At 59.7% G+C, this 24424-nt stretch carries 18 protein-coding genes; 10 read left to right on the forward strand and 8 right to left on the reverse strand.

Features of this window, described 5'->3' with window-relative positions; genetic code table 11:
- Positions 1 to 64 precede the first annotated feature (64 nt).
- From OIS53_RS15815 to OIS53_RS15840, 6 genes are all read left to right on the forward strand, one after another.
- Entirely contained in the window at positions 65 to 988 is a 924-nt protein-coding gene (locus OIS53_RS15815; protein ID WP_264679542.1) for a bestrophin family protein, read from the forward strand.
- Between the two features lie 248 nt (positions 989 to 1236).
- Positions 1237 to 3672, forward strand: a complete 2436-nt coding sequence (locus OIS53_RS15820) for a T9SS type A sorting domain-containing protein (RefSeq protein ID WP_264679543.1) — start codon at positions 1237 to 1239, stop codon at positions 3670 to 3672.
- Between the two features lie 325 nt (positions 3673 to 3997).
- The gene (pulA, locus tag OIS53_RS15825) at positions 3998 to 6007 is read left to right on the forward strand and encodes a type I pullulanase (RefSeq protein WP_264679544.1); all 2010 of its coding nucleotides are present in this window, start codon (positions 3998 to 4000) and stop codon (positions 6005 to 6007) included.
- A gap of 321 nt (positions 6008 to 6328) precedes the next feature.
- Complete coding sequence (gene gntA, locus OIS53_RS15830) at positions 6329 to 7024, forward strand: guanitoxin biosynthesis heme-dependent pre-guanitoxin N-hydroxylase GntA (RefSeq protein WP_264679545.1); 696 nt, start codon at positions 6329 to 6331, stop codon at positions 7022 to 7024.
- Positions 6990 to 7583 (forward strand): urea carboxylase-associated family protein, encoded by a 594-nt coding sequence (locus OIS53_RS15835; RefSeq protein ID WP_264679546.1) that lies wholly within the window; start codon positions 6990 to 6992, stop codon positions 7581 to 7583. The genes gntA and OIS53_RS15835 overlap by 35 nt, the downstream gene beginning before the upstream one ends.
- A 336-nt stretch (positions 7584 to 7919) precedes the next feature.
- Positions 7920 to 8678 carry a hypothetical protein gene (locus OIS53_RS15840; protein ID WP_264679547.1) on the forward strand — a complete coding sequence of 253 codons (759 nt, stop codon included), beginning with the start codon at positions 7920 to 7922 and terminating at the stop codon, positions 8676 to 8678.
- 141 nt (positions 8679 to 8819) lie between these two features.
- Here OIS53_RS15840 and OIS53_RS15845 read toward each other — a convergent pair whose 3' ends face one another.
- A complete protein-coding gene (locus OIS53_RS15845; RefSeq protein WP_264679548.1) occupies positions 8820 to 11156 on the reverse strand; it encodes a patatin-like phospholipase family protein in 2337 nt (778 codons plus the stop codon).
- Positions 11157 to 11671: 515 nt separating this feature from the next.
- On the opposite strand from OIS53_RS15845, the gene OIS53_RS15850 reads away from it, so the two are divergent.
- Positions 11672 to 12619, forward strand: a complete 948-nt coding sequence (locus OIS53_RS15850) for an inward rectifier potassium channel family protein (protein WP_264679549.1) — start codon at positions 11672 to 11674, stop codon at positions 12617 to 12619.
- A gap of 231 nt (positions 12620 to 12850) precedes the next feature.
- Here the strand turns inward: OIS53_RS15850 and OIS53_RS15855 are convergent, their stop codons facing one another.
- From OIS53_RS15855 to ruvX, 4 genes are all read right to left on the reverse strand, one after another.
- Complete coding sequence (locus tag OIS53_RS15855; protein ID WP_264679550.1) at positions 12851 to 13831, reverse strand: zinc dependent phospholipase C family protein; 981 nt, start codon at positions 13829 to 13831, stop codon at positions 12851 to 12853.
- Between the two features lie 20 nt (positions 13832 to 13851).
- Positions 13852 to 14637: a DUF4241 domain-containing protein gene (locus OIS53_RS15860; RefSeq protein ID WP_264679551.1), complete on the reverse strand. Its 786-nt coding sequence runs from the start codon at positions 14635 to 14637 to the stop codon at positions 13852 to 13854.
- Between the two features lie 101 nt (positions 14638 to 14738).
- A complete protein-coding gene (def, locus tag OIS53_RS15865; RefSeq protein WP_264679552.1) occupies positions 14739 to 15338 on the reverse strand; it encodes a peptide deformylase in 600 nt (199 codons plus the stop codon).
- On the reverse strand, positions 15335 to 15745 hold the full coding sequence (gene ruvX, locus OIS53_RS15870; RefSeq protein WP_264682378.1) for a Holliday junction resolvase RuvX: 411 nt from the start codon (positions 15743 to 15745) through the stop codon (positions 15335 to 15337). The genes def and ruvX overlap by 4 nt, the downstream gene beginning before the upstream one ends.
- A 424-nt stretch (positions 15746 to 16169) precedes the next feature.
- Here ruvX and OIS53_RS15875 point away from each other — a divergent pair, with 424 nt between their 5' ends.
- On the forward strand, positions 16170 to 17849 hold the full coding sequence (locus OIS53_RS15875) for a S41 family peptidase (RefSeq protein ID WP_264679553.1): 1680 nt from the start codon (positions 16170 to 16172) through the stop codon (positions 17847 to 17849).
- Positions 17850 to 17917: 68 nt separating this feature from the next.
- On the opposite strand, the gene OIS53_RS15880 is transcribed toward OIS53_RS15875, so the two are convergent.
- Positions 17918 to 18883: a transglutaminase-like domain-containing protein gene (locus OIS53_RS15880; RefSeq protein ID WP_264679554.1), complete on the reverse strand. Its 966-nt coding sequence runs from the start codon at positions 18881 to 18883 to the stop codon at positions 17918 to 17920.
- A 288-nt stretch (positions 18884 to 19171) separates the two neighbouring features.
- On the opposite strand from OIS53_RS15880, the gene OIS53_RS15885 reads away from it, so the two are divergent.
- On the forward strand, positions 19172 to 20380 hold the full coding sequence (locus OIS53_RS15885; RefSeq protein ID WP_264679555.1) for a homogentisate 1,2-dioxygenase: 1209 nt from the start codon (positions 19172 to 19174) through the stop codon (positions 20378 to 20380).
- Positions 20381 to 20491: 111 nt separating this feature from the next.
- Entirely contained in the window at positions 20492 to 21034 is a 543-nt protein-coding gene (locus OIS53_RS15890) for a hypothetical protein (RefSeq protein WP_264679556.1), read from the forward strand.
- Between the two features lie 376 nt (positions 21035 to 21410).
- On the opposite strand, the gene OIS53_RS15895 is transcribed toward OIS53_RS15890, so the two are convergent.
- Together OIS53_RS15895 and OIS53_RS15900 are read right to left on the reverse strand one after the other, a co-directional pair.
- Positions 21411 to 22967 (reverse strand): hydroxymethylglutaryl-CoA reductase, encoded by a 1557-nt coding sequence (locus tag OIS53_RS15895; RefSeq protein WP_264679557.1) that lies wholly within the window; start codon positions 22965 to 22967, stop codon positions 21411 to 21413.
- Positions 22968 to 23058: 91 nt separating this feature from the next.
- Complete coding sequence (locus OIS53_RS15900) at positions 23059 to 24234, reverse strand: energy transducer TonB (protein WP_264679558.1); 1176 nt, start codon at positions 24232 to 24234, stop codon at positions 23059 to 23061.
- Positions 24235 to 24424 lie beyond the last annotated feature (190 nt).

Genomic DNA, 24424 nt, shown 5'->3' on the forward strand with positions numbered 1-24424 from the left:
ATTGTATAGCCGGCGCAGCAACCTCGTCCGCATCCTGCGTGCGGGAGGTTCCTAATCGGGTATCATGATAGTGTATAAGTCCGGCGAATGGTGGAAGGCCTTGTGGCATTTTCACACCTCCGAGGTCATTCGCCTTTTACTGTTTCGGGTGGCTATGGTGGGCGTCTACGGCAGCGCCATTGCCGTGGCCATCCTGGAATTTCACTCCTTCAACTTGGTCATTGGCCGGGAGTATTTCTCGTTTCTGGGCATCATGCTCAGCCTGCTCCTGGTGTTCCGGACCAACACTGCCTACGACCGGTACTACGAAGGGCGGCGCCTGTGGGGGCAGCTGGTGTCGCACTGCCGGGGGCTGGCCATGGAAATCAACGCCGTGCTGCCCCGCGACGCGGCCCAGAGCCGCCGCTACTTTGCGGCCCTCATCTCCAACTTCCCGCTGGCCTTGAAAGGCACCCTGCGCGGCCGCATCAACTTCGACCAGCTCGAAGCCACCCCCGACATCATGGAGCGCCTGCGCTCGGCCGAGAGCGTGCCCACCACCATTGTGGCCTACCTGCAAGAAAGTGTGGAGCAGCTGCGGCGCGTAGAAATCATTACACCCACTCATTTGCTCACCATCAAGCCTCACCTGCTGGGCATGATGGAAGTGAACGGCTCCTGCGAACGAATCAAGGCCACGCCTATTCCGTTCTCATACAGCTTCTTTATCAAGATGTTCATCACCATCTTCATTGCCATCATGCCCATTGTGCTGCTCAGCACCTGCGGCTACTTCATGGTGCCCATCACCATGATCGGGGCCTACGTGATGCTGGGCCTGGAGATGATCGGCACCGAGATAGAGCAGCCCTTCGGCCTCGACAGCAACGACCTGCCCATCTCCCAGCTGGCCAACAAAATCCGCGTCAGCGTGCACGACGTGCTGCGCGTGGACCTGCACGAGCAGAAGCGGCAACTGGTGGCCCTGCCCTATAGCGTCATTCACTAGGCTGGGCCTGCTTGGGCATGTTTGCCTGATTGCTAAGAAGCGTAGACCGGCCAAAAAAACAGCATCCGGGACGAATTTGAGTGTAACAACGGGCAGTCAAAAAGTACAATTGGATACAGTTTTTTCTATTGTAAAAAGCCTAGCTCAGCGCTTAAACACAAATCAACGAACATAGTAGAAATCTATTGCTAGCACAATTCGACGAAAATTAATGCGCAAAACGTAGCCTTCTGACAACTGCGGCGTATATGCGCGCTGAATTGACTGGCGTACTCTTCAGCTTACCTCGTTTACACCACCCAGCCTCACTTCATAAACCTGCACACATAACCTTCATTTCTTTAGCAGTGAACACACGTACTCTCTCTCATTTCCGAAGCGGCGGGCATTTACTGCTTGCCCTCTTCATAATGATGCTACTGGTTGGATCAAGCCAAGCGCTTGCCCAAGTCAACAGCACAATTACTGCTTCCTCCGTTGTCATTGATAATGGCACAGGTAATAAAACCTACGTGACCAGAGGCTCGGCTTCAGGCAGCAGCAACTTTGCGGGCGCAGATCTTGGAACATATGATGTAAGTGATTTTAGCACTGTTCTAATCCTCAATGGAGGAAGCTTGACAGTGCGTGAGGCGGCTTCTGAAAGCGTGGATGAAGGAGGATCCACCCTTACCTTCAATATTCGGCGAGTTAACCCTCCGGCCTCTCCTGGCACTAATCCCACATTCACTGTTGTACGCACTGGGATTATCAACTTGCCTCAGACTAATTCAACTTCTCCTGAGCGTACATTTTCTACACTGATAGCCAATCAAAACTTGCTGACTGGCCTGACTGCTGCCTCCTACCGGCTAAATATATCATTCCGAGCCACCGGGCAGGATGTAGATGGCAACGAATTTTTCCTTTTGGATCCGCAAGCTGGCTCCTACCAAGCCTCTTTCACAGTTACCGGTGTACGCCCCGTTGAGCCCCCAACGTCTACCACGTGGACAGGTGGTAAAGACGATAACTGGTTCGATCCAGCCAACTGGACCCAAGGTGTGCCAAATGCAACTAAAGATGCTACTATACCAGATTTCCCCGCTGGCTCTTCGGTGCAGTATCCAAATATCTACTCGAATACTATTAAGCCGCAGAGCACGACGACGACGACTACTCAAAATCCTAATGGCACATTCTCTACTATTACAACGGTAACGCCAGGCTATGACAATAGCAATTCTGGTCCAGCACTTACCCGTAATTTAACAATGCAGGGCATTGACCAATTTCAACGTTCAATTGTCCGCCTTATAGTGGGCAATCTTCGTGTCTTCGGCAACTTCAGCAACCCGGCAGATAGCTTCATTCAGCGAGAAAATACAGTAATTACTTTTGCTGGTACTGATCAGACAATTAGTGGTTCTGTCTCAGGCTTTGTAGGACTTGAAATAGATGGTGGTGGCACTAAGTCTTTGATAAATAATTTCAATATTCAAACAGGAGGCTACTTACGATTTATTAATGGTATTTTAACGACTCGGCGAGCTACTCCAAATTCCAGTAATCCCGACGATGTTGCTACTTCAACCTCCTACGTTGAGTTAGCACCACCTGCCACAAGCAATGGGGTATTTATTCCTGCTGGTCGTATTGAAGGAGAAACCGAAACCTCCTACCTGCGTGGTTTTGTTAAGACGGCACAGCCAGTTGTGATTGGTGTTCCTCAAGATTTTGGGAATATCGGACTTACAATGACATTCTTCGGTAATGATCCTGGTGTAGTAACGATTACACGTACAACGCTGGGAAATTACAGCACCATTTCTAATGGCGCGAATGATAAACCCAGTATTCGGCGAGTGTTTGGGGTGCGTCCAGGTGACCAGCAAACTAACACTGGTGGTTTGAACGCCAATGTAGTTTTCAAATATTTAGATAATGAGACGCGAAATCTAGAGCCAGGTAATCAAGCTCTGAATGAGAACCGGTTAGCTCTTTTTCTGTCTTCAAACAGTGGAAATATCTTCGGTCAGATCGGTCGTGATGCTATTAACACAACAGCCAATCAGCTAACTAAGAATAATGTACGTGCATTTGGTACTTTCACACTCAGTGAGGCCACGGCTCCATTACCAGTCACACTTACTGCATTTGATGCCCGCCGGGCCGGCAATGATGCCATATTGACCTGGGAAACTGTAGTTGAGCAGAACAGCAAAGGCTACGAAGTGCAGGTGTCGACCGATGGCCGTACGTTCCGCACGCTGGGCTTCGTGCCCAGTGCCACCCCGAGCAGCAACCGTCTGCAAGCCTACCGCTTCGTGGATTCGGAAGCTGCCAAGGGTGGGGTACGTTACTACCGTCTGCGGCAGATTGATTTGGATGGCAAGGAAGCCTTCTTTGGTCCCAAAGTGCTCAACTTCCTGGGTAGCGCCAACACAGCTGCCGAGTTGCGGGGCTTCCCCAATCCCTTCGACAACGAGCTGACGCTGACGACGGCATCGGCTGTAGCCGGTGCTGCACAAGTGGCCGTGCTGGATATGGCTGGCCGCGTGCTTAGCCAGCAGCAAGTAAGCCTCAGCAAAGGCACCAACGATATTGTCGTACCCAGCGCCGGGAACCTACAGACTGGCGTGTACATGATGCGCCTCACCCTGCCCACCGGCGAGGTGCAGACGCTGCGGGTAAGCAAACGCTAATCCTGCTGAGTAACTTACCTTAACAAAAGCGGCTCCCGATTTGGGGGCCGCTTTTGCTTTTACTGGCCGCCGCTTCTACTGTAGCGAAGCTGAGCTGCGCATTGACTGCTCGGCTTTTCACCTTTCCCGCCTCGTAACTTCTGCTGTTTCGCTGGCTGCCCTCACCTTGGCCAGTCTGCGCTAGTGGGCCGGCCACCTGCTGCCGGTTGAGGCACCGGCCGAGGTAGCCGAGCTACTGGGTAGGTTTGCCGAAAGGCTGTGGCGGACCTGCCGTGTGCAGGGCTGGCCGGAAACTCCGAACTTGCCCGTACAAGTGCTGCTGTCCATGAAACCACTGCTCCTGCTAAGCTTGCTGCTGACCCTGGCTACCCTTAGTACCTGCCGCACGGCCCGCCTCGCCGATGGATTTGCGGCCTACCCGGTGTACCATGGCCCCGACCTGGGCCTAACCTTCCAGAATGGCCGGGCCCGGCTGCGGGTGTGGGCACCCACGGCCGAAAAGCTTCAGCTCAAGCTCTACGCCGAGGGCACGGACGGCACGCCGGTGGCCGAGTACGCCATGCAGAAGTCGGTAGATGGCACTTGGCTCTACGAGCTGCCGGCTCAGCCGCCGGGGCGCTTCTACGTAGTGCAGGCTACCATAGCGGGCCGGCAGATGGCCGAGGTGCCCGACCCCTACGTGCACGCCGTGGGCGTGAACGGGCAGCGCGGTGCCCTCCTGGACCCCGCTACGGTAAGCCCGGCCGGCTGGCCCGACGACCGGCGCCCCCGCCTCACCCAGCCCACCGACATCGTGATTGGGGAGCTGCACCTGCGCGACGTGTCCGTGCACCCGCAGTCGGGCATTCAGCACAAAGGCAAGTACCTGGGCCTGGCCGAAACCGGCACCCGCGGCCCCGGTGGCGTGAGCACCGGCCTCGACCACCTGCGCGAGCTGGGCCTGACCCACGTGCACCTGCTGCCCACCAACGACTTCGCCTCCATCGACGAAAGCCAGCCTCAGCAAAACCGCTACAACTGGGGCTACGAGCCGCTGCACTACTCCGTGCCCGAGGGCTCTTTCGCCACCGACCCCGCCGACCCAGCCGCCCGCATCCGGGAAATGAAGCAGTTGGTGCAGGCCCTGCACCGGAGCGGCCTGCGCCTAGTGCTCGACGTGGTGTACAACCACACCTCCGGTGCCGACCGCCACCCGTTCGACCAGCTGGTGCCCGGCTACTACTACCGCCAGCGCCCCGATGGCACCTACTCCGATGCGGCAGCCTGCGGCAACGAGGTGGCTTCGGAGCGGCCCATGGTGCGCAAGCTCATCGTGGAGTCGGTGGCGTACTGGGCCCGGGAGTACCACGTAGATGGGTTTCGGTTCGACCTGATGGGCATTCTGGACCTGCGCACTATGCGCAACGTCCGCGTGGCTTTGGACCAGGTAGACCATTCCATCTTTGTGTACGGCGAAGGCTGGACGGCCGGCTCCAGCCCAGTACCCGAAGCGGAGCGGGCCGTGAAAGCCAATCTGCGCCAGCTGAACCGCATAGCCGTCTTCGGCGACGAGCTGCGCGACGGCGTGAAAGGCCACTACGCCCGCCAGCAGGAGCCGGGCTTTGCCAGCGGGCAGCCGGGGCTGGAGGAAAGCGTAAAGTTTGGCATCGTAGGCGCCACCCAGCACCCGCAGGTCAACTACGCCCAGGTCAACTATTCCAAGGCGCCCTGGGCCGCGGCGCCCACCCAGGCCATCAACTACGTGGCCAGCCACGACGACCAAGTGCTTTGGGACAAGCTCACGGCCGCCAACCCCGGCGCCACCGAAGACGAGCGAATCCGTATGGACCTGCTCAGCGCCACCATCGTGCTGACGTCCCAGGGCGTGCCCTTCCTGCCCGTCGGCGACGACTTTTTGCGCACCAAGCAGGGGGCCCATAACTCCTTTAACCTACCCGACTCCATCAACCAGCTGGACTGGGGCCGCAAAGCCCGCTACGGCCGGGTGCAGGAGTTTTACCGCCAGCTTATTGCCCTGCGCCGCGCCCATCCAGCCTTCCGCCTGCCCACGCAGGAGCTGGTGCAGCAGCACCTGGAATTTCTGCCAGGGTTGCCGGCCGGCACCATCGGCTACCGCCTGCACGGCCACGCCGGCGGCGACGAGTGGGGCACCATTGTGGTGCTGCTGAACGGCACCCGCCGGCCGGCCCGCCTGGGGGTGCCCGCCGGGCGTTACTCCGTAGTGCTGGCCGAAGACCAGCTCAATCCCCAGGGCCTGCGCACCTTGGAGGCTACCGGCGCCACCCCAACCGTGGAGGTGCCTGCTTCGTCGGCCCTGCTGCTGGTGCAGCCCTGACTACATCGGGGGACGCGTAGTATTACGTGGCAGGTGCCAGCAGACCGCCGCCCAGCAACAGCATCCTGTGCTCCGGTTAAGTTGCACTGCACGGTATTCGCAGGATAATTTTTTGGACAAGGCCAACAATACGTTAGCCTTGTTGGTTTAAGGAAGCAGGGCACGGCGGAAAAGCTAGGGGAGGAAGCAGTAGTGGCTATGGTAGCTGCCGCGCCGGACTTACTTGAGTAGCAAAGCTAACCTTATTGGCTAGCCCCTCGTTAAAGTCAATACTAGATTTCGGATTATTCCAAGTCTATTGTTGCACTTGACCCTCGCTCAATGATTGATGATCAACAAAATATAGCTGCGCAAGCATACTTTGATTTTATACAAAACAAAGACTTCCCTTGTGTAGCTGCTAAGACGGCGCTTACCTGGAAGCAGCTTCAGTGCCTGGTAGTAGACCACCTGGCGTGCCCCAAAGACGACGCGGCCATTCTGGATTTCCTCTACGGGTTCATCGACGAGTACCGGCAGTCAGACAAGCTCTACCACAGCGCCGCCATCATCTTTAAAGGCCCCGAAAATCCTACCGAAGCCCAGTTTGAGGAGTTTTTCTGGCAGCGCCTTCAATCGTTGTCGAACCTGGACGCCCGCCGCTACGGCTACGACCCGCGGGTGGTAGCCGACCCATCCTCGCCGGACTTCAGCTTCAGCCTCAAAGAGGAAGCTTTCTTTGTTATTGGGTTGCACCCCGGCAGCAGCCGGCGGGCTCGGCAGTTTGCTTACCCCACGCTGGTGTTCAACGCCCACGCCCAGTTCGAGCAGATTCGGAATGCCGACCGGTACGACTTCCTGCGCGACACCATTCGGAAGCGCGACGTAGTGTATTCCGGCTCCGTAAATCCGATGTTGCAGGACTTCGGCCAGGCTTCGGAAGTGTACCAGTACAGCGGCAAAGCCTACGACGAGGCTTGGAAATGCCCTTTTATCAGCCAGCATGCACCACGACTTGACCATCATTCCGCCGCGTAGCGGCGCCTCATGTATTCTCAAAAAGGGCCAGCGCCTGCGCGTGGTAGACTTAGAAGGTGAGCAGGTGGCCGACTTTATTTGCTTCAATCTGCATGACAAAGCTGAATACCTGTCGTCGGGCCGCACCATCGACTACGCCGAAACCATCTTTCTGACCCAGGGCCACCCGCTGTATTCCAACCGCAGCGTCATCATGGCCGACATTGTGGAAGACACCGTAGGCCGCCACGACTTCCTGCTGACGCCGTGCAGCGCCGACACTTTCCGCATTATCTACGGCCACGAGCAGCCGCACCGAGGCTGCTTCGGCAACCTGTGCGCCGCCCTGGAGGAGTACGGCATTGTCCCGGACGCTATTCCGACCACGTTTAACCTGTTTATGAACGTGGCCGTTGATGGCACCACTGGCAAAGTAGACGTGCTACCGCCCAAAAGCCGGGCCGGGGACTACATCGTTATTGAGGCCCGCATGGACCTGCTGGTAGGCCTCACGGCCTGCTCCGCCGAAATGTCGAACAACTACGCCTTCAAGCCGATTGGCTACCGAATAGAAGGGTAACTCTGGTGGCCTTACCCTAACCCCTCTCCGAAAAGGAGAGAGGCTGTAGCTGTGGTTTCTAGTTGTTGTTCTGTCGCCAAGACAACCACTCTGGAGCCCTTCTTGCCAAGAAGTGAATCTTACTTTATGAAGTTGATAGCCCGTCATGCTGAGCGCAGCCGAAGCATGACGGGCTATCAACTTCCTGAACAACTTCTTTAGATGATTTCGTAGCTGAACCGTATTCGGCCGGCTGAATGCAGTGTTGGAGGTAGTGTTTTGGCGCTTAGTTGAAAGTCTGCGTGAGGAATGTTGTGCCTCAGTAAGTTGGTCTGGAAAACTACCTCGCCGACAACCATGCTACGTACCCTGTATCTGCTGCTGATTCGCCTGCTGCTGGGTTATATTTTTGTCTCGTCGGGACTGTGCAAACTTACGGACGGGCATTTTGGGCAGCTGATTGGCCCACCCCACCTGATTCGGGACCTGACGCCCTACGGTCTGCACGACTTTGCTGTGTTCCTGGCCGCGTCGCAGGTGATGGTGGGGGCGCTGGTGATGTCGCACCGGTGGTCGTTGCTGGGGCTGGTAGCGTTGGTGCCGCTCAATGTAGGCATCTTGGCCGTCACCATTTCCCAGCGCTGGCAGGTTACGCCCTACATTGATGGGTTTTTCCTGCTGCTTAACCTGCTGGCTTTGCTGGGCGAATGGCCTACGCTACGCTTCTTTTTGCTGCCCAATGCGGTACCAGTTCCGCCTCAGCTGCCGCGGCAGTTTCCGGGGTGGCAGCGGCCGGCGGCTGCCGTAGGGCTGGCGGCAGTAGCAGCTGGAGCAGCCCTGGCTCAGCAGCCTCAGCTTACGCTGTTGGCGGCTCTGGGCAGTTTTGGTGCAGCCTATGTGCACGCCTGCTGGAGTCCGGCCTTGCAAGCGGGTGGCTGGGTAGTACGCCTGCTGGTAGTCATGGCACTAGGGGCCGTTTGCTGCGTCACGCTGGGCGACAAGCTGCTGACAGTGGGCCTCGACCCGTTACTGCTCATGGCCGGAACCTTGCTGCTCGTGCTTGGGCTCTTGGCCGGCGCCACCTTCCGCTTCTGGCGGTTAAGGTCAGTGGCTTGATTACGAGTAAGGTAGCTTAGAAGCGGTGTGTGAGTGGAAGATAAGAGCCCGACAAAGTGAAGCCCCAGTGAGGGCGACACCCATCGTTCGCCGATGTGTAGTGTCGCCTCCGCTGGGGCGTATTGTTTGCTTCTGTTGCTATTAATCCAGCGCTCTTTCGCGGAACAGCACGTACCCGATGTGGGCGAAGATGCCGAAGCGGTGGTTGGGGTCGTCGTAGTGGATGGCCTGCACCGACAGCGGGCCGACGGGCGTCTGGTACACCAGCCCGGTCATGGCTGTGAGGTAGGGGCGGGTTATGCGGTCCAGGCGCCGGGCCAGCACGGGGTTGGTGTTGCCCTGCTCCCAGGGACGCACCAGCACGTGGGCAAACACTTCGGAACGCCACTCGATGCCCCGGAAGATGCCTTTCACGTAGCGTAGGCCGGCCCCGGCGTAGGCGGTGCCCCGATAGTTGTCGAGAAACAAGGTGCGCGAGTCGGGCAGCGGGAAAAAGCCCGGCGACATGGTGAGTGAAGAGCGGTAAGTGGAAAACCGGCCCTGGGTGCTGGCTACGCCATCCAGCACGAAGCCCCAGGCGTGCGTGCGCGCCCCCACCGAGTCGGCGCGGCTCAGGGAGAAGTAATGCTCCAAAAACGCCGAGAATTTCAGCCAGCGGTGGTTGCGCTCCTGGCCGGGCAGGTCGCCGGCGGTGGTGCCGGGGTCATACTTCTCCTGGCCCGTGACGCCGCGCGCGGCCAGCTCTACGTGGCGGCCTTTAGTGGCGTACTGGCGGCGGTCCAGGGAGTTGCGCTCAAAGCGCAGGCCCGCCGTCGCGCCCTGAAAGCGGTTCAGGTCCAGCTCGTCGGCGGTGCTTACCTCGCTGGTATTGGCGAACCGGTCGCGCATGGTAAAGGCGCCCAGGTCGAATACGTAGCGGCTGCGGTAGTTGGGGCTGATGCCCACGGTGAAGGCGGTTTTCAGGTCGCGCTGCACCAGCTGGGTGTTGGCGGCGCTTTCGCCCAGCAGGCCGCCAGTATCCTGGTAGTTCAGGTTGTTAAACGTAACAATGGGCTCGAAGTACAGCGGCACTTTGCCCGGCACGCTCACCCGAAACGAACCCTGCACGGCATTGTAGAAGCGCCCCACCGTGGCGTTGGCCTTCACCGTGTACAGGTAGCGGTTGAGGTAGCGGAAAGCTCCGCCCAGGTACACGTTGCTCATGGACCTCGACGAGAGCAGCACGCCCAGGTCGGCGGTGAGGTTATTGGCCTGCCGGGCGTCGATGTTGAACTGGTAGCCCTGGCGGGTGGCATCGTAGCGCACCCGCGGGTACACGCTGGTAAAGAAGTCGTTGCTGACCAACCGGAAGTAGCCTTCCTCAATGTCGCTGGGCGTGTACGCGGAGCCGCTGCGCTGGAAGAAGCTGCGCACAAACTGCTGCTGCTGGCGCGGCAGTCCCTGCACGCCCACACCCACGAAATCGGGCTTGGGGGCCCGCTGCTGGAAGGCCAGGCGCCGCTGCTGCAAGGCCACCGTGTCTTCGCGCCGCTGAATACGCTTGAGCGTCAGGGCCATCTTCTCGCGGGCAGCATTTTCGCCCAGGACAATCAGCCGGCGCACCCGCCCGAAGTCGGCGGCGGTGTAGTCGGTAATATCGGGCTGAATGAAGATGCCGTTGGGCCCCACCGACAGCGTATCGGCCGCATTCGACCCCAGAAACACCAGGGTGCTGGTCAGCAGCTCATCGTCCCTTTCCTTGGGGTAGCGGCGGAAAGCCACGTCGCCCACATTCACCCCGATGATGATGTCGGGCTTAAATTCTTCTTTTATTACCCCGGTGGGGAAGTTGTCGACCACGGCGCCGTCGAACAGGTAACGGCCGTCTTCCTGGCGGATGGGCCGGAATGCCAACGGAAACGCCATGGAGTTGCGCACGGCATCGGAGAGGGAGCCGCTGCGCTGCACCACTTTCTGGCGCGTAAACACCTCGGATGCCACGGCCCGGTAGGGTACAAACAGGTTGTCGAAGTTGTAACCCGAAATAGCGCCGGCCGGGGCCAGCATGGTGGCCAGCACGTAGTTCAGGGTGGCGTCGTTGATGAGGCGGGGCGTCACGCGGGTGCGGAACGCGGTGTCAATGGATAGCCCCAGGTGCAGGGCGGCGGGGGAGGGGTCAGCGTCGTAGAAGTTGAAGACCTTGCCTTCCAGCGGGCGGTTGGCCACCCAATCTTGGAAGTCAGGCTTGAGCACGATTTCCTCAATCTCGCGAGGCGAGTAGCCGGCGGCGTACATGCCGCCCACAATGGCGCCCATGCTCGTGCCCACAATGTAGTCGATGGGAATTCGGTTTTTTTCCAGCTCCTTGAGCACGCCCACATGGGCCAGGCCCTTCGCGCCGCCACCGCTCAATACAAGGCCTACCTTCTGGGCCTGAATGGGTTGCGCCACCGCCACGGCCAGTAGCACCGTGGCGAAGATGCGGTTTAGTAGTCGCATGAATGTTACAATAGAAAAGGGGTAAAACAGCGCAAGCCTCCCGGTGAGGAGGCGCGTAACCTACGCATACGGTCGGGCTAAGTTGCCGGCCGGGCGTGGTGAGCCAGCCGTCATTTCTCGAAAGATGACAGGCCCGGCCGCTCCTCACAACGCAAGGAGCGGCCGGTGGTTCCCGAGCCAGCTAGTCGTAATCAGTCAGTAGTACAGCAGCAAACAACGAGCGGCTCAGGCAGCCATCCAAACCAGATCAGACCGTCTTACTTCATCTGCCGTCCGCGCAGCCGAACCGAAGGTCGCCGCAGGCAAGCAGCTCTCCTGCTTCGTTGTGCTGGTATTGTCATGCTGAGCGGAGCCGAAGCATCTCTACTGCTTCGTTGCAGTCGTGAGTTAGCCAGCGGTAGAGATGCTTCGACTGCGCTTCCGCTCAGCATAACGTTCGGGTGATTTTCTAAACAGCAAATAAAGAGTAGAAAGCTACCTTTCCACTGCTCCACCATTCTCATGCTGCACGGGTTATGTTACCTCCGCCATCTGCTAATCCGGCCCCGCCTGCTGTCCAGCCGCCGCTCGACCCAGGTTTCGGGGTGAAATACACGCGCCCCACCAAGCGCAACATCAACCACGACGGCACCTTCAACGTGCGCCGCCAAGGTCGCAGCTACCGTCCCGACTTGTTTCAGTGGTTGATTACCATGTCGTGGGGGCGGTTTATGGGGTTGCTGCTGCTGGTGTTCGTGGCCCTCAACGTGCTGTTTGCCGGCCTGTATCTGCTGATCGGCATCGAGCACCTGAAGGGCGCCGAACCGGGCGGCTGGGGCATGGACTTCCTGAGTGCCATGTACTTCAGCGTGCAGACCCTTACCACGGTGGGGTACGGCACCATTGCCCCGGAGGGAGTGGCGGCCGGGTTTGTGGCCAGCGTGGAGGCGCTGGTGGGGGTGCTATTCACGTTTGCGCTGCTGACGGGCGTGTTCTACGGCCGCTTTTCGCGCCCCACCGCGCGCATCCTGTTCAGCCGCCAGGCCATTATCAGCCAGCGCCCCTCGGGCACGCCCACCCTACAGTTCCGCATTGCCAACCAGCGCCACAGCACGCTGGTGGAAATGAAGGCGAAAGTGCTGGTTATGTTCGTGCAGGAAGACGGCAACCGCCACTACGAAGCCCTGGCCCTGGAGCGTAAAACCGTGGACTTCTTCCCGCTGAACTGGACCCTGGTGCACGACATCACCCCCGAAAGCCCTCTGCATGGCCTCACGGCCGAAGACTACCAAGCCCGCTCCCTGGAGCTGCTCATCCTTATCAAAGGCTACGACGACACCTTCGCCCAGAATGTACACGCCCGCAACTCCTACCGCTACGACGAAATTGAGTGGAACCGCCGCTACACCCGCCCCTACCACATTGCCGAAGACGGCGTCATCGTCCTCGACCTCGACAAACTCCACGAGACGGAAGCGTTGTGAATGAGTGAATGAGTGAATGAGCGAATGAGTAAATGAGTGAATGAGTGAATGAGCGGCAAGCCCCAGCGAGGCAGCATATCGGTAGTAAACCGATGCGTATGCTGAAACAAAGCCCCAGCGGGGCGACACCAAACGTCCGCAAACGGTTGTGCCGCCCCGCTGGGGCTACACATCTACCTTCACTCATTCACTCATTCACTCATTCACTCATCCACTCATTTACTCATCCACTCATTCCTCATGCCCCGGCACGGTGGCAGCGGGAGCTTGTTTCAGCTCGGCGGCTTCGCGGGCCAGGCGCTGCTGTTCAGCTTCGGAGGCGGAGCGCGGGAAGGTGCTGAGGTCGGGCTGGCCGGCGTCTACCCAGGCCGTGTACCAAAACGCACCCACCAAGCGCACCGACAGGCGCATCTGCCGCTCCACTTGGCCGCTCAGGCGTTGGTGGTAGGCGCGGGCAAAGTCGCGGGAGTACGTGCGGACGGTCTGGGTGCCGCGCTGCTCGAAGCCGTACTTCCGGTCCTCGGCAAACTGCTGGCTCACCTCCCACTCCAGCCCTAGCACCGAATCGACGGCGGCGTGGGAGCGGCCCACAGCCTGCCAGATGGCATCGGCGGGCCGGTCGAGGTAGGGCGCGGGGCCGGTGAAGAAGTCGTAGCCGTTGCTGAGCAGCTCGGGCAAGCGGCTTTCCCAGAGGCCATGAATGCCCCGCTGCCCCGTGAGCTGCCCGTTGTAATTGTGGGTGGTGTGCAGAGGCACGCAGGCGTCGGCTATGTAATGGCCCAGGTCGGCGGAGAGGCGCAGCACCTGGTCGGCATCGTGGGCCTGGAAGGCGGCCGTCAGCTGGCCTTTCATGCGAGCCACCTGCCAGGGCACGATGCCGTGCCGCAGCAAGGAATCTTCGCCCAGCAGGGCCACGGCATCGGTGTAGGAGCGGGGCAGTTTGTGCAGGGCCGAGTTGCCGTACACGTCCACGTCGAGGAAGTGGCGCGGGGCTTCGCCGGGCACCACCGTGCGCCGCGAGTCGGGCCGGGTGGCATTGTCGGTGAGGTAGTCGATGTGCGCTTTGTAGAAGCCCACCAGCCCCGGCGGCAGCGTGTACACGGCCAGCCGATTGATTAAGCGGTGCCCGAAGAAGCCCCAGGCGTGGGCCGATATAGAGGCAGTCAGAATAAGTACACTAGTAATACTACAAGGTAAAAACCAGCGCCTCATAGAGAGAGATAAGAAATGCGCTACCAAGGAATAACTTGAAAATCAGCTAATAATCGACAGGGCCGATGTTGCGCGTCCAATCCCACGTAAGTAGCATAAGACCCATCTCCGAAACCCGTTGAAAAGGCAGCTAATGTATCGGAATGAAAGGCATAGAGAAAACCCCGGTTTGGCGAAGCATCAGCGAATTGGGAACTGGTGATGAAAAAATTCTCTGCTGAAGCTCTGTCCGCCAAAAAGCGGTTTAACGGCACAGTGCCAGCAGCATCCACAAACACAGCCATACCACCGTCCACTGGATAGCCATAATATTCTTTACCGAATAGCGGTAACGGTTCCTGGCCGGGTAGTAGCGCCAGCTCCCAGCTTGCCACCGGCTCTCCAGAGAACAGTATGCGGGCAAAGGCTATCCGCTCGTCACCGTTAAAGCGTGCTATAGCCAGCTCAACCGGAAACCGCCCTCGCGGAAATTGGGTCGTAAAAGGAGGCGCTCCAGGAGCAAGTGAAACCGGATCTGCCGCAACGACCTTGCCGGACGTGATGGGCAGATTACCTAGAAAGCCCCGGTGTAGCTCAAAGACAATACTGTCCTGGTCTACCCGGACGTTAGGGAAAAAGCTCGTTTCGAAAAGGGTCGGCTTGGCTTTCACATCATACGGAGGCCGGCTCACCGTCACCTGCCCCGGCGATATTAGTGAGCCAATTGGGGGCTGGGTACAGCTCAATGCCTCCAAGCCAAATAGCGCTATTAATAACCCAAAGCGAAGCAGCGCTATTAATAACCCAAAGCGAAGCGGCCGTTGCATCAAACTGTGATGATTATAAAAAGGAGCGATATGAAAAGCCGAGCAGTCGTTGCACAAATAACGACTACTCGGCTTTCTAAATCAAAGTGGTACTATCTGCTTTACCGCCGGCCCTGGCCCGCGAATTTCATTCGGTACTCGGCTTTCACGTCGCCCTTGCTGATGCGGCTGAGCTTGCCCTTGAGCAGCTGCTTCTTCAGGCCCGACACATGGTCGGTGAACAGCACGCCCTCCAGGTGGTCGTACTCGTGCTGGATGACGCGGGCCGTCATGCCCGAGAAGGTTTTTTCGTGGGGCTGGCGGTTTTCGTCTTCGTAGCGCAGCACAATAATCGGGCAGCGGTACACGGTTTCGCGCACGCCCGGAATACTCAGGCAGCCTTCCTCGAAGCCCCATTCTTCCCCGGTCTCGCTGATGATGCGTGGGTTGATGAAGGCCTGCTTGACGGGCGCGGCCGTGGGCTCCTCCACCAGCGGGTTGCCGTCTTCGTCCTCATCCAGCATGGGTTCGGAGTCGATGACGAACAGGCGCAGGCTCTTGCCGATTTGGGGAGCGGCCAGCCCCACGCCGTGGGCGTGGTACATGGTGTCGAACATATCCTGCACCAACTGCTGCAGCTCAGCGGCCGGAAAATCGGCGGGCAGGTCTTTGGCCGGGGTTTTTAGTACCGGGTCGCCGTAGGCGACAATGGGGTAAATCATCGGGATTCGAGAAAGGATTGCAGAATCAGCGTAGCCGACACACGGTCTACGGTGGCTTTGTCGCGGCGGTCTTTTTTGCTGAGCCCGCCGGCCAGCATGGCGGCCTGGGCCATGCGCGAGGTAAACCGCTCGTCTATTTCGTGCACTGGCACGGCGGGAAACTCTTTGCGCAGGCGCCGCACCAGGCCCACCACCGCGCTGGTCGAGTCGGTGGCTTCGTTGTTGAGGTTTTTGGGCATGCCTACCACCAGGGCAGCCAGCGGCTCCCGCTGGTGGTATGCTTTCAGATACGTTAGCAGGTCTTGGCTGTGCACCGTATCGAGGGGCGTGGCAATAAGCTGCAGTGGGTCGGTAACGGCCAGGCCTACCCGTTTGTGGCCGTAGTCGATAGCAAGAATTCGGCCCATCATACAGTAGAAAATAGAGAAAGCAAACCAGCGGCAAGCCAGCCTGGTGCCGAGGCCCGCCCGGCAAAGATACAATGCAAGGAAAGAAAGGCAGCTGAAGGCTAGAGGTAGTTCCCAATCTGAGAATAGCGCCGTAACGTATGTTCACTCGTATATACAAGAAATTTGTGTAGGTAAGGTGTTCTAAATAAAGTCATAAAAAACATGGCTTGAAGCCGTGCATATATACATTGCAATAAACTGGATTTAGGCCGGATTTAGGGTTGCTTTTGGATTTTAATCTATAAAAAATTGAACTGTTGTTGGAAAATGTATATCACACTATGTTGCCATTGGTTTTCTTGGAAATGTTTCAATAGTTTTGGAAACTTGCCCGCATCACCAGTGCCTGCCAGCAGCCTCAACGTAGCCATTTCAGCCCCCTATGACCACCGCACCACATGACTCGCCGATGCCTGCGTCGGAGCCAACCCCGCGTAAATCGCGGCGGCAGGTGCGTCAGCCGTGGTTGCTGGGCTTGGCCCTGGTTTGCGGAGTGCTGCTGGGAGCCAACCCGTTCCGGCCCTCCGACCAGAACCCGGACGGCACGGCCCGCGGCTATCTGAAATTCAAGGAAATTCTCTCCTACGTTGACCGCGACTACGTGGACTCGGTCAACGCCGAGGAGCTGTCGGACTACGCTATTACCCGGATGCTGGAGCGCCTCGATCCGCACTCGGTCTTTATCCCGGCCCGGCAGCAGCAGCAGGCATCCGCGTTTCTGCAAAGCGACTTTGACGGGGTAGGAGTGGAATTTAACTTGTTTCACGACACCGTAACCGTAGTGGCCCCACTCAGCGGCGGCCCCGCCGACCACGCCGGCCTGCAGCCCGGCGACCGAATTCTGGCGGTGAACGGAGAGCGGGTATCGGGCGTGCACACTACCACCGAGCAGATGTTCAGTAAGCTGCGTGGCCCCCGCGGCAGCAGCGTGCTGCTACAAGTGCTGCGCCGCGGCCAGCCCCGGCCGCTTTCGCTGCAAGTACTGCGCAACCGCATCCCCAACTCGTCGGTAGATGTGGCCTACATGCTGGATAACCAGACCGGCTACCTGAAAGTGAGCCGCTTTGCCAACGGTACCTACGACGAGTTTAAAGCCGCCCTCGGCGACCTGCGCCGCCAGGGCCTCACCCGCCTCATCCTCGACCTGCGCGGCAACCCCGGTGGCTACCTCGACCGCGCCACCAAAATGGCCGACGAGTTCATTGGGGGCACCAAGAAAATTGTATACACCGACGGCAAAGGCGACCAGTACGACACCCAGACCTTCTCGCGGGTAGCCGGCGAGTTTGAGGAAGGCGCCTTGGTAGTACTGGTAGACGAAGGCAGCGCCTCGGCCGCCGAGGTACTGGCCGGCGCCCTGCAAGACCACGACCGGGCCCTGCTAGTGGGGCGCCGCACCTTCGGCAAGGGCCTCGTGCAGCAGCCCATTGCCCTGAACGACGGCTCGGAGCTGCGCCTCACCATTGCCCGCTACTACACGCCCTCGGGCCGCAGCATTCAGAAGTCGTACCGCCGGGGCGTGGCCGAGTACGAAAAGGACCTGGAGAACCGCCAGCGCCACGGTGAGCTGTTCCATGCCGACAGCATCCATTTCGCCGATTCGCTACGCTTCCACACGGCCGGGGGCCGCACCGTGTACGGGGGCGGGGGCATCATGCCCGACCTGTTTATACCGCGCGACACCACGGCATTTTCGGCGTACTATACCCGCCTGCAAAGCCACAACCTGGTACGGGAGTTTGCCCTGGCTTTCTTTCAGGAGCACAAAGCGGAGCTGGAAGCTCTGCGCTTCGAGCAGTACAACCAAACCTTCCGCATCAGCGACGCCCAGCTGCAGCAGCTAGCTGCCCGCGCCGCCCAGGACGGGGTGGCCCAGGACCCCGCCGGCCTGCGCCGCTGCTCGGCCCTGCTGCGTAGCCAGCTAAAAGCCCTGGTAGCCCGCAGCGCCTATGGCAAAGCCGCCTACCACCAGGTGCTCAACCAGGACGATGCCGAGGTGCAACAGGCCCTGCGCGCCATGCAAGAGCCTACCACGGCCATGCTGGGCCTCATGGGCAAGTAACCCGAAGCTTTGTTGCAAAAGCTGGCGGCAGACTTCGCGCCGGAGGCGGGGCGTCTGCCCACCAGGCGCTACTGTACATCTTCAAACCGAAAGCTATACTGCAGACTCGTCAGGGGGTGGCCGTCGGCTTCGGCGTAAGGATAGATGAAGTAGTTGAGCGCCGGGCCTTGCTGGGGCGGGGCGAGGCGCAGGTCGCGGCCACGGCTAAACTCCAGGCGGTTTTCGTCGTGGGCACCGAAGAAGTACTGGCGGCGGGCGGGGTCTTTGGCGGCTTCGGAGGCATCAATTGGCACCCAGCCGGTCTGGGGCGTGTAGAACTCGGCCCAGCAGTGGTAGCCTTTGACTTCGCCCGCGCCGCGCCCGGCGGGCAGCGGAAAGCCGATACTGAACCGGGCCGGAATACCCAGAGCCCGGCAATACCCGATGAACACGGCGTGAAAGTCGGTACAGTTGCCGCGGCGGGCGTCGCAGGCGTAGTAGATGTCGCCGCGGCCCCAGCCCTGGCCGGATTTGTCGTACTTCACGGTGCTCACCACGTGCTCGTAGATGGCGCGGGCCTTGTCGAGGTCGGTTGTGGCTTGGGCCTTTGTTGCCACCTCCAAAGCCCACTGGCGGATTTGCGGGTCGAGCGGAACGAGGCTGTCGGGAGCCAGCCAGCGCCGCAGGTGTGGGTCCGGAGCTTCGGGCAGGGGCAGCTGGCCCGATAGGCTGGGCGTGAGGTGCTCCCGGCGAGTAGCCTGTAGCTGCATCGTTATTTGAAAGCCCCGGAGCGCCGGGCCGGCTGCCCGCAGGTGCAGGGTGCGGTTGCCGTAAGCGCCGGTCTGGATGTTGTAGGGCAGCGGTGCCGTAATGCGCACATCACGAATGTCCTGCGACGTATCGTCGTGGGGCACGGGCAGCCACAGTTCCACCGCCTTGGTACCCGCTGGCTGGGCCGGCACCGTCACCTGATACGTGAAGGTAAAGGTGCGGCTGCGTGGGGCAGGAGCACTGCCCGAGAGCAGCGTCAGGAGAAGAAGGAAAGGCAGAAGCATATAGCTAAAGATAAGATGGTGAGTTGGAGAAAGGGTGAGGAAGTAAATGGTGACAGGTAACAGGTAACAAGTAGGCCGTCATGCTAAGCGGAGCCGGAGGCGAAGCATCTCTCCCGCTTCGTTGAACAAACATCAGGAAGTTAGCCAGCGGGAGAGATGCTTCGACAGGCTCAGCATGACAGATGTGTTACTTGTCACCTGTCACCTTATCACCTCCCCATCTCACTCTTTCGTACATTCACACACTGATCTTCCTACCGCATTTCCCACCCGATTTGTTCTGCTGCTATGGCCTTTTATCACCGTCTCGGTCAGATTCCGCGTAAGCGCCACACTCAGTTTCGCCAGCCCGACGGCTCGCTGTATCATGAGCAGCTGGTAGGCACGCTGGGGTTTCACGGGGTGTCGTCGCTGCTGTACCACTGCCACGCGCCCACCGAAATCCGGCAAGTGGGCAAGCCCCGGCCGTACGCGCCCAAGCTGCTGAAAGACCGGCCCCTGGAGCCGGCCCACCTGCGCACCCTGGCCCAAATCACCACCGGCGGCGACTACCTCCAGGCCCGCCAAACCCTGCTCGGCAACGCCGACGTAACCCTGAGCATCTGCAACCCCACCGAGAAGCAGATGAGCTACTACTACAAAAACGCCCTAGCCGACGAGGTGATTTTCGTGCACGAGGGCCGGGGGGAGCTGTGGAGCCAGCTGGGCAAGGTAGCCTTCGAGCCCGGCGACTACGTGGTGATTCCGCGCACTATCATCCACCAGCTGCACTTCGAGGAAGGGCCGGTGCGCCTGCTCATCATTGAGTCGTTTAGCCCGGTGGAGACGTGCCGGCGCTACCGCAACCACTTCGGGCAGCTGCTGGAGCACGCTCCGTACTGTGAGCGGGACTTCCGGCCGCCCACCGAGCTGGTGGAGGACGACGTGCGCGCCTCCGGTGAGTACGAGCTGAAGGTGAAGAAGGACGGCCTGCTGCACACGCTGGTCTACGGCCACTCGCCCTTCGACGTGGTAGGCTGGGACGGGTACTTCTACCCCTACGCCACCAGCATCCACGACTTCGAGCCGATTACGGGCCGCATCCACCAGCCCCCACCCGTGCACCAGCAATTCGAGGGGCACAACTTCGTTATCTGCTCCTTCGTGCCGCGCCTGTTCGACTACCACCCGCTGGCCATTCCGGCGCCCTACAACCATTCCAACGTTGACTCGGACGAGGTGCTGTACTACGTGGCTGGCAACTTCATGTCGCGGCGGGGCGTGGATTTGGCCTCATTTACCTGGCACCCAAGCGGCATTCCGCACGGTCCGCACCCTGGCACCGTGGAGGCCAGCATCGGCAAAAAGGAAACCCACGAGCTGGCCGTGATGGTGGACACCTTCCGCCCGCTCTACCTCACCGAGGCCGCCCTGCCCTATGTGGACCCGCGCTACGCCATAAGCTGGCAGCCCGACTTTCAGCACGAAGCGCCCCGCTCCGCTGATATGATGGACTAGGTGGTGAAAAGGTGAGTAATGAGGTAGTGACAGTGTGTAGCTCACCTCCTCTCTATTCGCGCATTCACTTTTGGCCGGGTTTTCGTAGGGCGTGGGCAAAACTCAACTGTCATGAAGAAAACCTTCTTTCTGCTTCCCCTGCTGGCCTTTTTAGCTCTACTGACTGGCTGCGAAAAGGTGTTGGGCCTGCTCGAATTCAATGTCGAGGATTCGCAGACGATTACCGTTCCGGCCTCGGTGCCCTTCCTGCCGGGGCAGGTGGTGGCCCTGGCCCCGGTTACGGTGTCATCCACCAGCAAAAGCACCTACTCCAATAACGGTACCTCAGCCGACTACGTGCAGGACGTGACGCTGGACAAGCTCACGCTCACCATCACGGCCCCGCAAGGCCAGAACTTCGACTTTCTGAAGCGCATCGAAATCTACATCAGCACCAATGCCCAGGGCACCGACAAAGTGCTGCTGGCCTCGCTGAACCCCGTGCCCACCGGCGCCACCAGCATTTCGCTCACCCCCGCCAACCAGAAGCTCGACGTATTCCTGCGCGCCGACTCGTACACGCTCATCACCAACGTGGAGCTGGCCAGAGCCTGGGGCCAGGAAACCACCATCCGCGCCGATTCGCGCTTCAAGGTGAAGGCCCGCAAGCCGTAGCCTCACCCCCCGGCCCCCTCTCCCGCGGAGAGGGGGAGCCAGACGACAGACGTTCTGCGCCGCCCCTTCGGCTAGCGCCTCCGGAATGGCTACCTGCTTGTAGTAGCACAGTGGCCGCATAGTGGCTAAAGGAGTGTAGAAACAACAAGCAATAAAAACGTGGCGCCGCGTAGCGGTGCAAGAGACGCCCAAACGTTTCTTGCACCGCTACGCGGCGCTACACTTTTCACTCAATTCTATTTACAAACCTACTGGCCGCTACGCGGCCGGAACATTCATATTGGTAGCCGTTCCGGAGGCGAGAGCCGACGGGGCGGCGCAGAACGACCCGGAGCTGGCTCCCCCTCTCCGCGGGAGAGGGGGCCGGGGGGTGAGGCTACCGGTTCCGGCCGTACTGCTCGTGGCTGCTCACCCAGTCGGAGCTGCTGATGGCGGAGCCCAGGCTTAGCTCGCCGGCCAGCACTACGCCGGCCACGATTTCGGCGAACTTGTTGACCGTGCCGCGGCCCACGCAGCCCAACATGCGCAGGCACTCGTTTTGGGTGGCCAAGCCGGTGCCGCCGCCGTGGGTGGCCACAATGAGGGAGGGAATGGTAATGCTCAGGTACAGGTCGCCGTCTGGGGTGACTTCGGAATACAGCACGCCGGCCGACGATTCGGAGACGTTGGCTACGTCCTGGCCGGTGGCAATAAACAGAGCCGTAATGCCATTGGCGGAGTGGGCGCCGTTGTTGTTGGCCCCTGACAGGAAGGCGCCTACGTTGCTGACTTGCCCGTGGTAGGCCAGCTGCTCGGGCGTCACGCGCATGCGCTGCTGCAAAATGTCGCGCTTGATGACGCACTCGGCCACCACGCGCTTGCCGCGGGTGCGCATCACATTGATTTGGGAAGCCTTCTTGTCGGTGGCGAAGTTGGATTCGAGGTAGAAGTGCCGGATGGGCGCCTGCTTGTAGTGTTCCAGAATCCAGGAGCAGGCCGCGAAGGTAGCCCGGCCCACCATGTTCTGGCCGGCCGCGTCGCCGGTGCTGTAGTTGAAGCGCAGGTAGGCAAATTTGTTCGACAGGTAGGTGTCGATGTACTGGAGCTTGGCCACGCGGGAGGTGCTTTCCGCTTCCGGCCGAATCAGCTCGATGTTTTCCTCCACCCACCGCCCGAAGTCGCGGGCCCCGCGGGCATCGTCGAACACAAACACGGGGGCCCGCTGCATGGCGTCGCCGATGACGGTGCACTTGACGCCGCCGCACAAGTTGAGCACCTGAATGCCACGATTGTAAGAGGCTACCAGCGTGCCTTCGGTGGTGGCCATGGGTATCAGAAACTCGCCCTGGGCGTGCTCCCCGCTCACGTGCAGGGGCCCGGCCAGGCCCACCGGAATCTGGGCCACGCCGGTGAAATGCTCACAGTTGCCTTGCAGCAGGTGGGCATCGAAGGAGTAGTGTTTCAGGTGTTTGAACTCCTGGCCCGTAAACTCCTCGGCAAACCGCTGCCGAGCCTGGATGGCGGCCTCGGCGTAGTCGTCCTGCTCGGAACGCGGAATGCGGGTGCGGTTGCCGGGCAGGTTCACAATGGCGTCTTCCACCTCCACGTGCAACTCCCCAAACGGCTCAGCCGAAAACTGCACCTGCACGGTGTGCAGGCCCTCTTTCAGCGGCGCCGTAGTCAGATGAAACGTGGCCGACTGTCCCACTGGCAGCTCCACGCCCGCCCCGTCGGTGTTGAAGGCCGTGGCCGGCCTCACGTCGCCGTTACCCAGGTCCAGGGCAATATGCTCGGGGCCCAAGCGCACATCGTCGAGCTGCACGGCCTCAATGCGCGTCAGGCGCACGGTATCGAGGCGGTTTTTGATGCTGAAGGCCACGCCCTCGGGCGTGTTGTGCAGGCTGCCGCGCGTGTAGAGCAGCTTGAGCAGCATGGGGCTGGGCGTGAAAACCATAGGGCGGGGGGCAGTTAGGATTGAGAGCGGGGAAAATAGGAAGTTTCCAGAGAGAAAATCGTGTAGTTCGGAATTTATAGTAGCATATCATCTACCGAAACGGTACGAAGTAGACTTTCACAAAGTATTGTATCGGGGTGGGTTTGCCACGGACGAGAGCTGGCTCGAATTTTCCACTCAGAAGCTGAACAACTCGAAGAGCTTCAGCCTCAAACAACGGTTCGTCTTTCTTTAGAACACGTGCGTCGTGGACATTGCCACGCTCATCTATCACAAATTCGACAAGTAGCTTTCTGCCTATGTGCTTATCGGGTACTCCAACTGGCCATCGGACATTGCGAGCAATAAAGCTCATCAAATCATCTCCCTTGAATTCCTTCTTGTACCAAGGCATTACCTCATAACGACTGTGTTTCCCTGTCTTACCAGCCCAAAAATCTTCGCCAGTTGTCGTACGGCCATCAGAGGGTTCAGCTAAACCTTGCAGGTCAGAGGCTGATAGCAGATCTTCCGTTCCTGGAGACCATACGCCTAAAGAGCTTACGGTAGAAGATGCGTCAACGGACCCATTCGGCTTTGGAATAGATTTCTCCATAGCAGCTTCGGTTCCTCGGAAAGTAATGGGTAGCGTGTACTTGATGGGCACGGGCCGATTGTTCTGCATTCCCGGCGTGAACTTGCCATCCAGCAGCTTCACCACCCGAACCGCCTCGGCATCCAGAGCTGGGTGAAGACCTTTCAATAGAGCAGCGTCACGAACTCTGCCCTGCTCATCAATCACAAATTGAATGAACACGCGGCCACTCAGCGTAAGCGGCGTTTGGTCGGGCCACCGAAGGTTCTGGCCGATGAAGCGCAACAGGGCCTCTTGCCCGCCTTCGAAGACGGGCATTTGCTCTACTACAGCGCCGAAAACAGACTCTGGCGCCGGGATGGTGGCGAGCTTAGTGCCCTTCTGCACCTGCGCCACCGCCTCCCGCCCACTCAGTCCCAATCCGCACACCAGCACCAGCGCCACCAGAAACCGCCGCAACGTAGGCCGTAGCCGAGGCACCGGGGCCAGCTGCTCCGGCCGGAATCGGCCGCATACGCGGCCGTCGGGCGAGGCGGCACGGGCCGCGTCGAGGTCGGCTTGGGTGGCGGCGGTGAAATCCAGGACTGTACGGTTGCAAGCCGCGCAATGGTGGCCCTGCGCCACCGGAGTCATTTGCTGCCAGGTTTCGTGGCAGGCAGCCAGGCGCACGTTGAGAATGGGCAGAGGAAGCATAGTGGCAACAGAAACAGGGTGCTGCTGAAGATACAAGAGTGGCGGCGGAACGTAAGCCACTACCTGTTCTGCTGAGGCAGTGGCAGAACGACAACAGAACGATTCTGCGCCCTCTGCGCAACCTGCTGCGTCCTCTGCGGGCTAACTCGTCCGCACGTCTCGTTCTCGCGTGAAAAAGTCTTTGGCGCCG

Source organism: Hymenobacter sp. YIM 151500-1 (assembly GCF_025979885.1).
Taxonomy (GTDB): domain Bacteria; phylum Bacteroidota; class Bacteroidia; order Cytophagales; family Hymenobacteraceae; genus Hymenobacter.

What these genes read in the sequence shown, in the direction of transcription:
- OIS53_RS15815 (WP_264679542.1), top strand. Translation starts at nt 65, where the DNA reads ATGATAGTGTATAAGTCCGGCGAATGGTGGAAGGCCTTGTGGCATTTT.
- OIS53_RS15820 (WP_264679543.1), top strand. Translation starts at nt 1,237, where the DNA reads ATGCGCGCTGAATTGACTGGCGTACTCTTCAGCTTACCTCGTTTACAC.
- pulA (WP_264679544.1), top strand. Translation starts at nt 3,998, where the DNA reads ATGAAACCACTGCTCCTGCTAAGCTTGCTGCTGACCCTGGCTACCCTT.
- gntA (WP_264679545.1), top strand. Translation starts at nt 6,329, where the DNA reads ATGATTGATGATCAACAAAATATAGCTGCGCAAGCATACTTTGATTTT.
- OIS53_RS15835 (WP_264679546.1), top strand. Translation starts at nt 6,990, where the DNA reads ATGCACCACGACTTGACCATCATTCCGCCGCGTAGCGGCGCCTCATGT.
- OIS53_RS15840 (WP_264679547.1), top strand. Translation starts at nt 7,920, where the DNA reads ATGCTACGTACCCTGTATCTGCTGCTGATTCGCCTGCTGCTGGGTTAT.
- OIS53_RS15845 (WP_264679548.1), bottom strand. Translation starts at nt 11,156, where the DNA reads ATGCGACTACTAAACCGCATCTTCGCCACGGTGCTACTGGCCGTGGCG.
- OIS53_RS15850 (WP_264679549.1), top strand. Translation starts at nt 11,672, where the DNA reads ATGTTACCTCCGCCATCTGCTAATCCGGCCCCGCCTGCTGTCCAGCCG.
- OIS53_RS15855 (WP_264679550.1), bottom strand. Translation starts at nt 13,831, where the DNA reads ATGAGGCGCTGGTTTTTACCTTGTAGTATTACTAGTGTACTTATTCTG.
- OIS53_RS15860 (WP_264679551.1), bottom strand. Translation starts at nt 14,637, where the DNA reads ATGCAACGGCCGCTTCGCTTTGGGTTATTAATAGCGCTGCTTCGCTTT.
- def (WP_264679552.1), bottom strand. Translation starts at nt 15,338, where the DNA reads ATGATTTACCCCATTGTCGCCTACGGCGACCCGGTACTAAAAACCCCG.
- ruvX (WP_264682378.1), bottom strand. Translation starts at nt 15,745, where the DNA reads ATGGGCCGAATTCTTGCTATCGACTACGGCCACAAACGGGTAGGCCTG.
- OIS53_RS15875 (WP_264679553.1), top strand. Translation starts at nt 16,170, where the DNA reads ATGACCACCGCACCACATGACTCGCCGATGCCTGCGTCGGAGCCAACC.
- OIS53_RS15880 (WP_264679554.1), bottom strand. Translation starts at nt 18,883, where the DNA reads ATGCTTCTGCCTTTCCTTCTTCTCCTGACGCTGCTCTCGGGCAGTGCT.
- OIS53_RS15885 (WP_264679555.1), top strand. Translation starts at nt 19,172, where the DNA reads ATGGCCTTTTATCACCGTCTCGGTCAGATTCCGCGTAAGCGCCACACT.
- OIS53_RS15890 (WP_264679556.1), top strand. Translation starts at nt 20,492, where the DNA reads ATGAAGAAAACCTTCTTTCTGCTTCCCCTGCTGGCCTTTTTAGCTCTA.
- OIS53_RS15895 (WP_264679557.1), bottom strand. Translation starts at nt 22,967, where the DNA reads ATGGTTTTCACGCCCAGCCCCATGCTGCTCAAGCTGCTCTACACGCGC.
- OIS53_RS15900 (WP_264679558.1), bottom strand. Translation starts at nt 24,234, where the DNA reads ATGCTTCCTCTGCCCATTCTCAACGTGCGCCTGGCTGCCTGCCACGAA.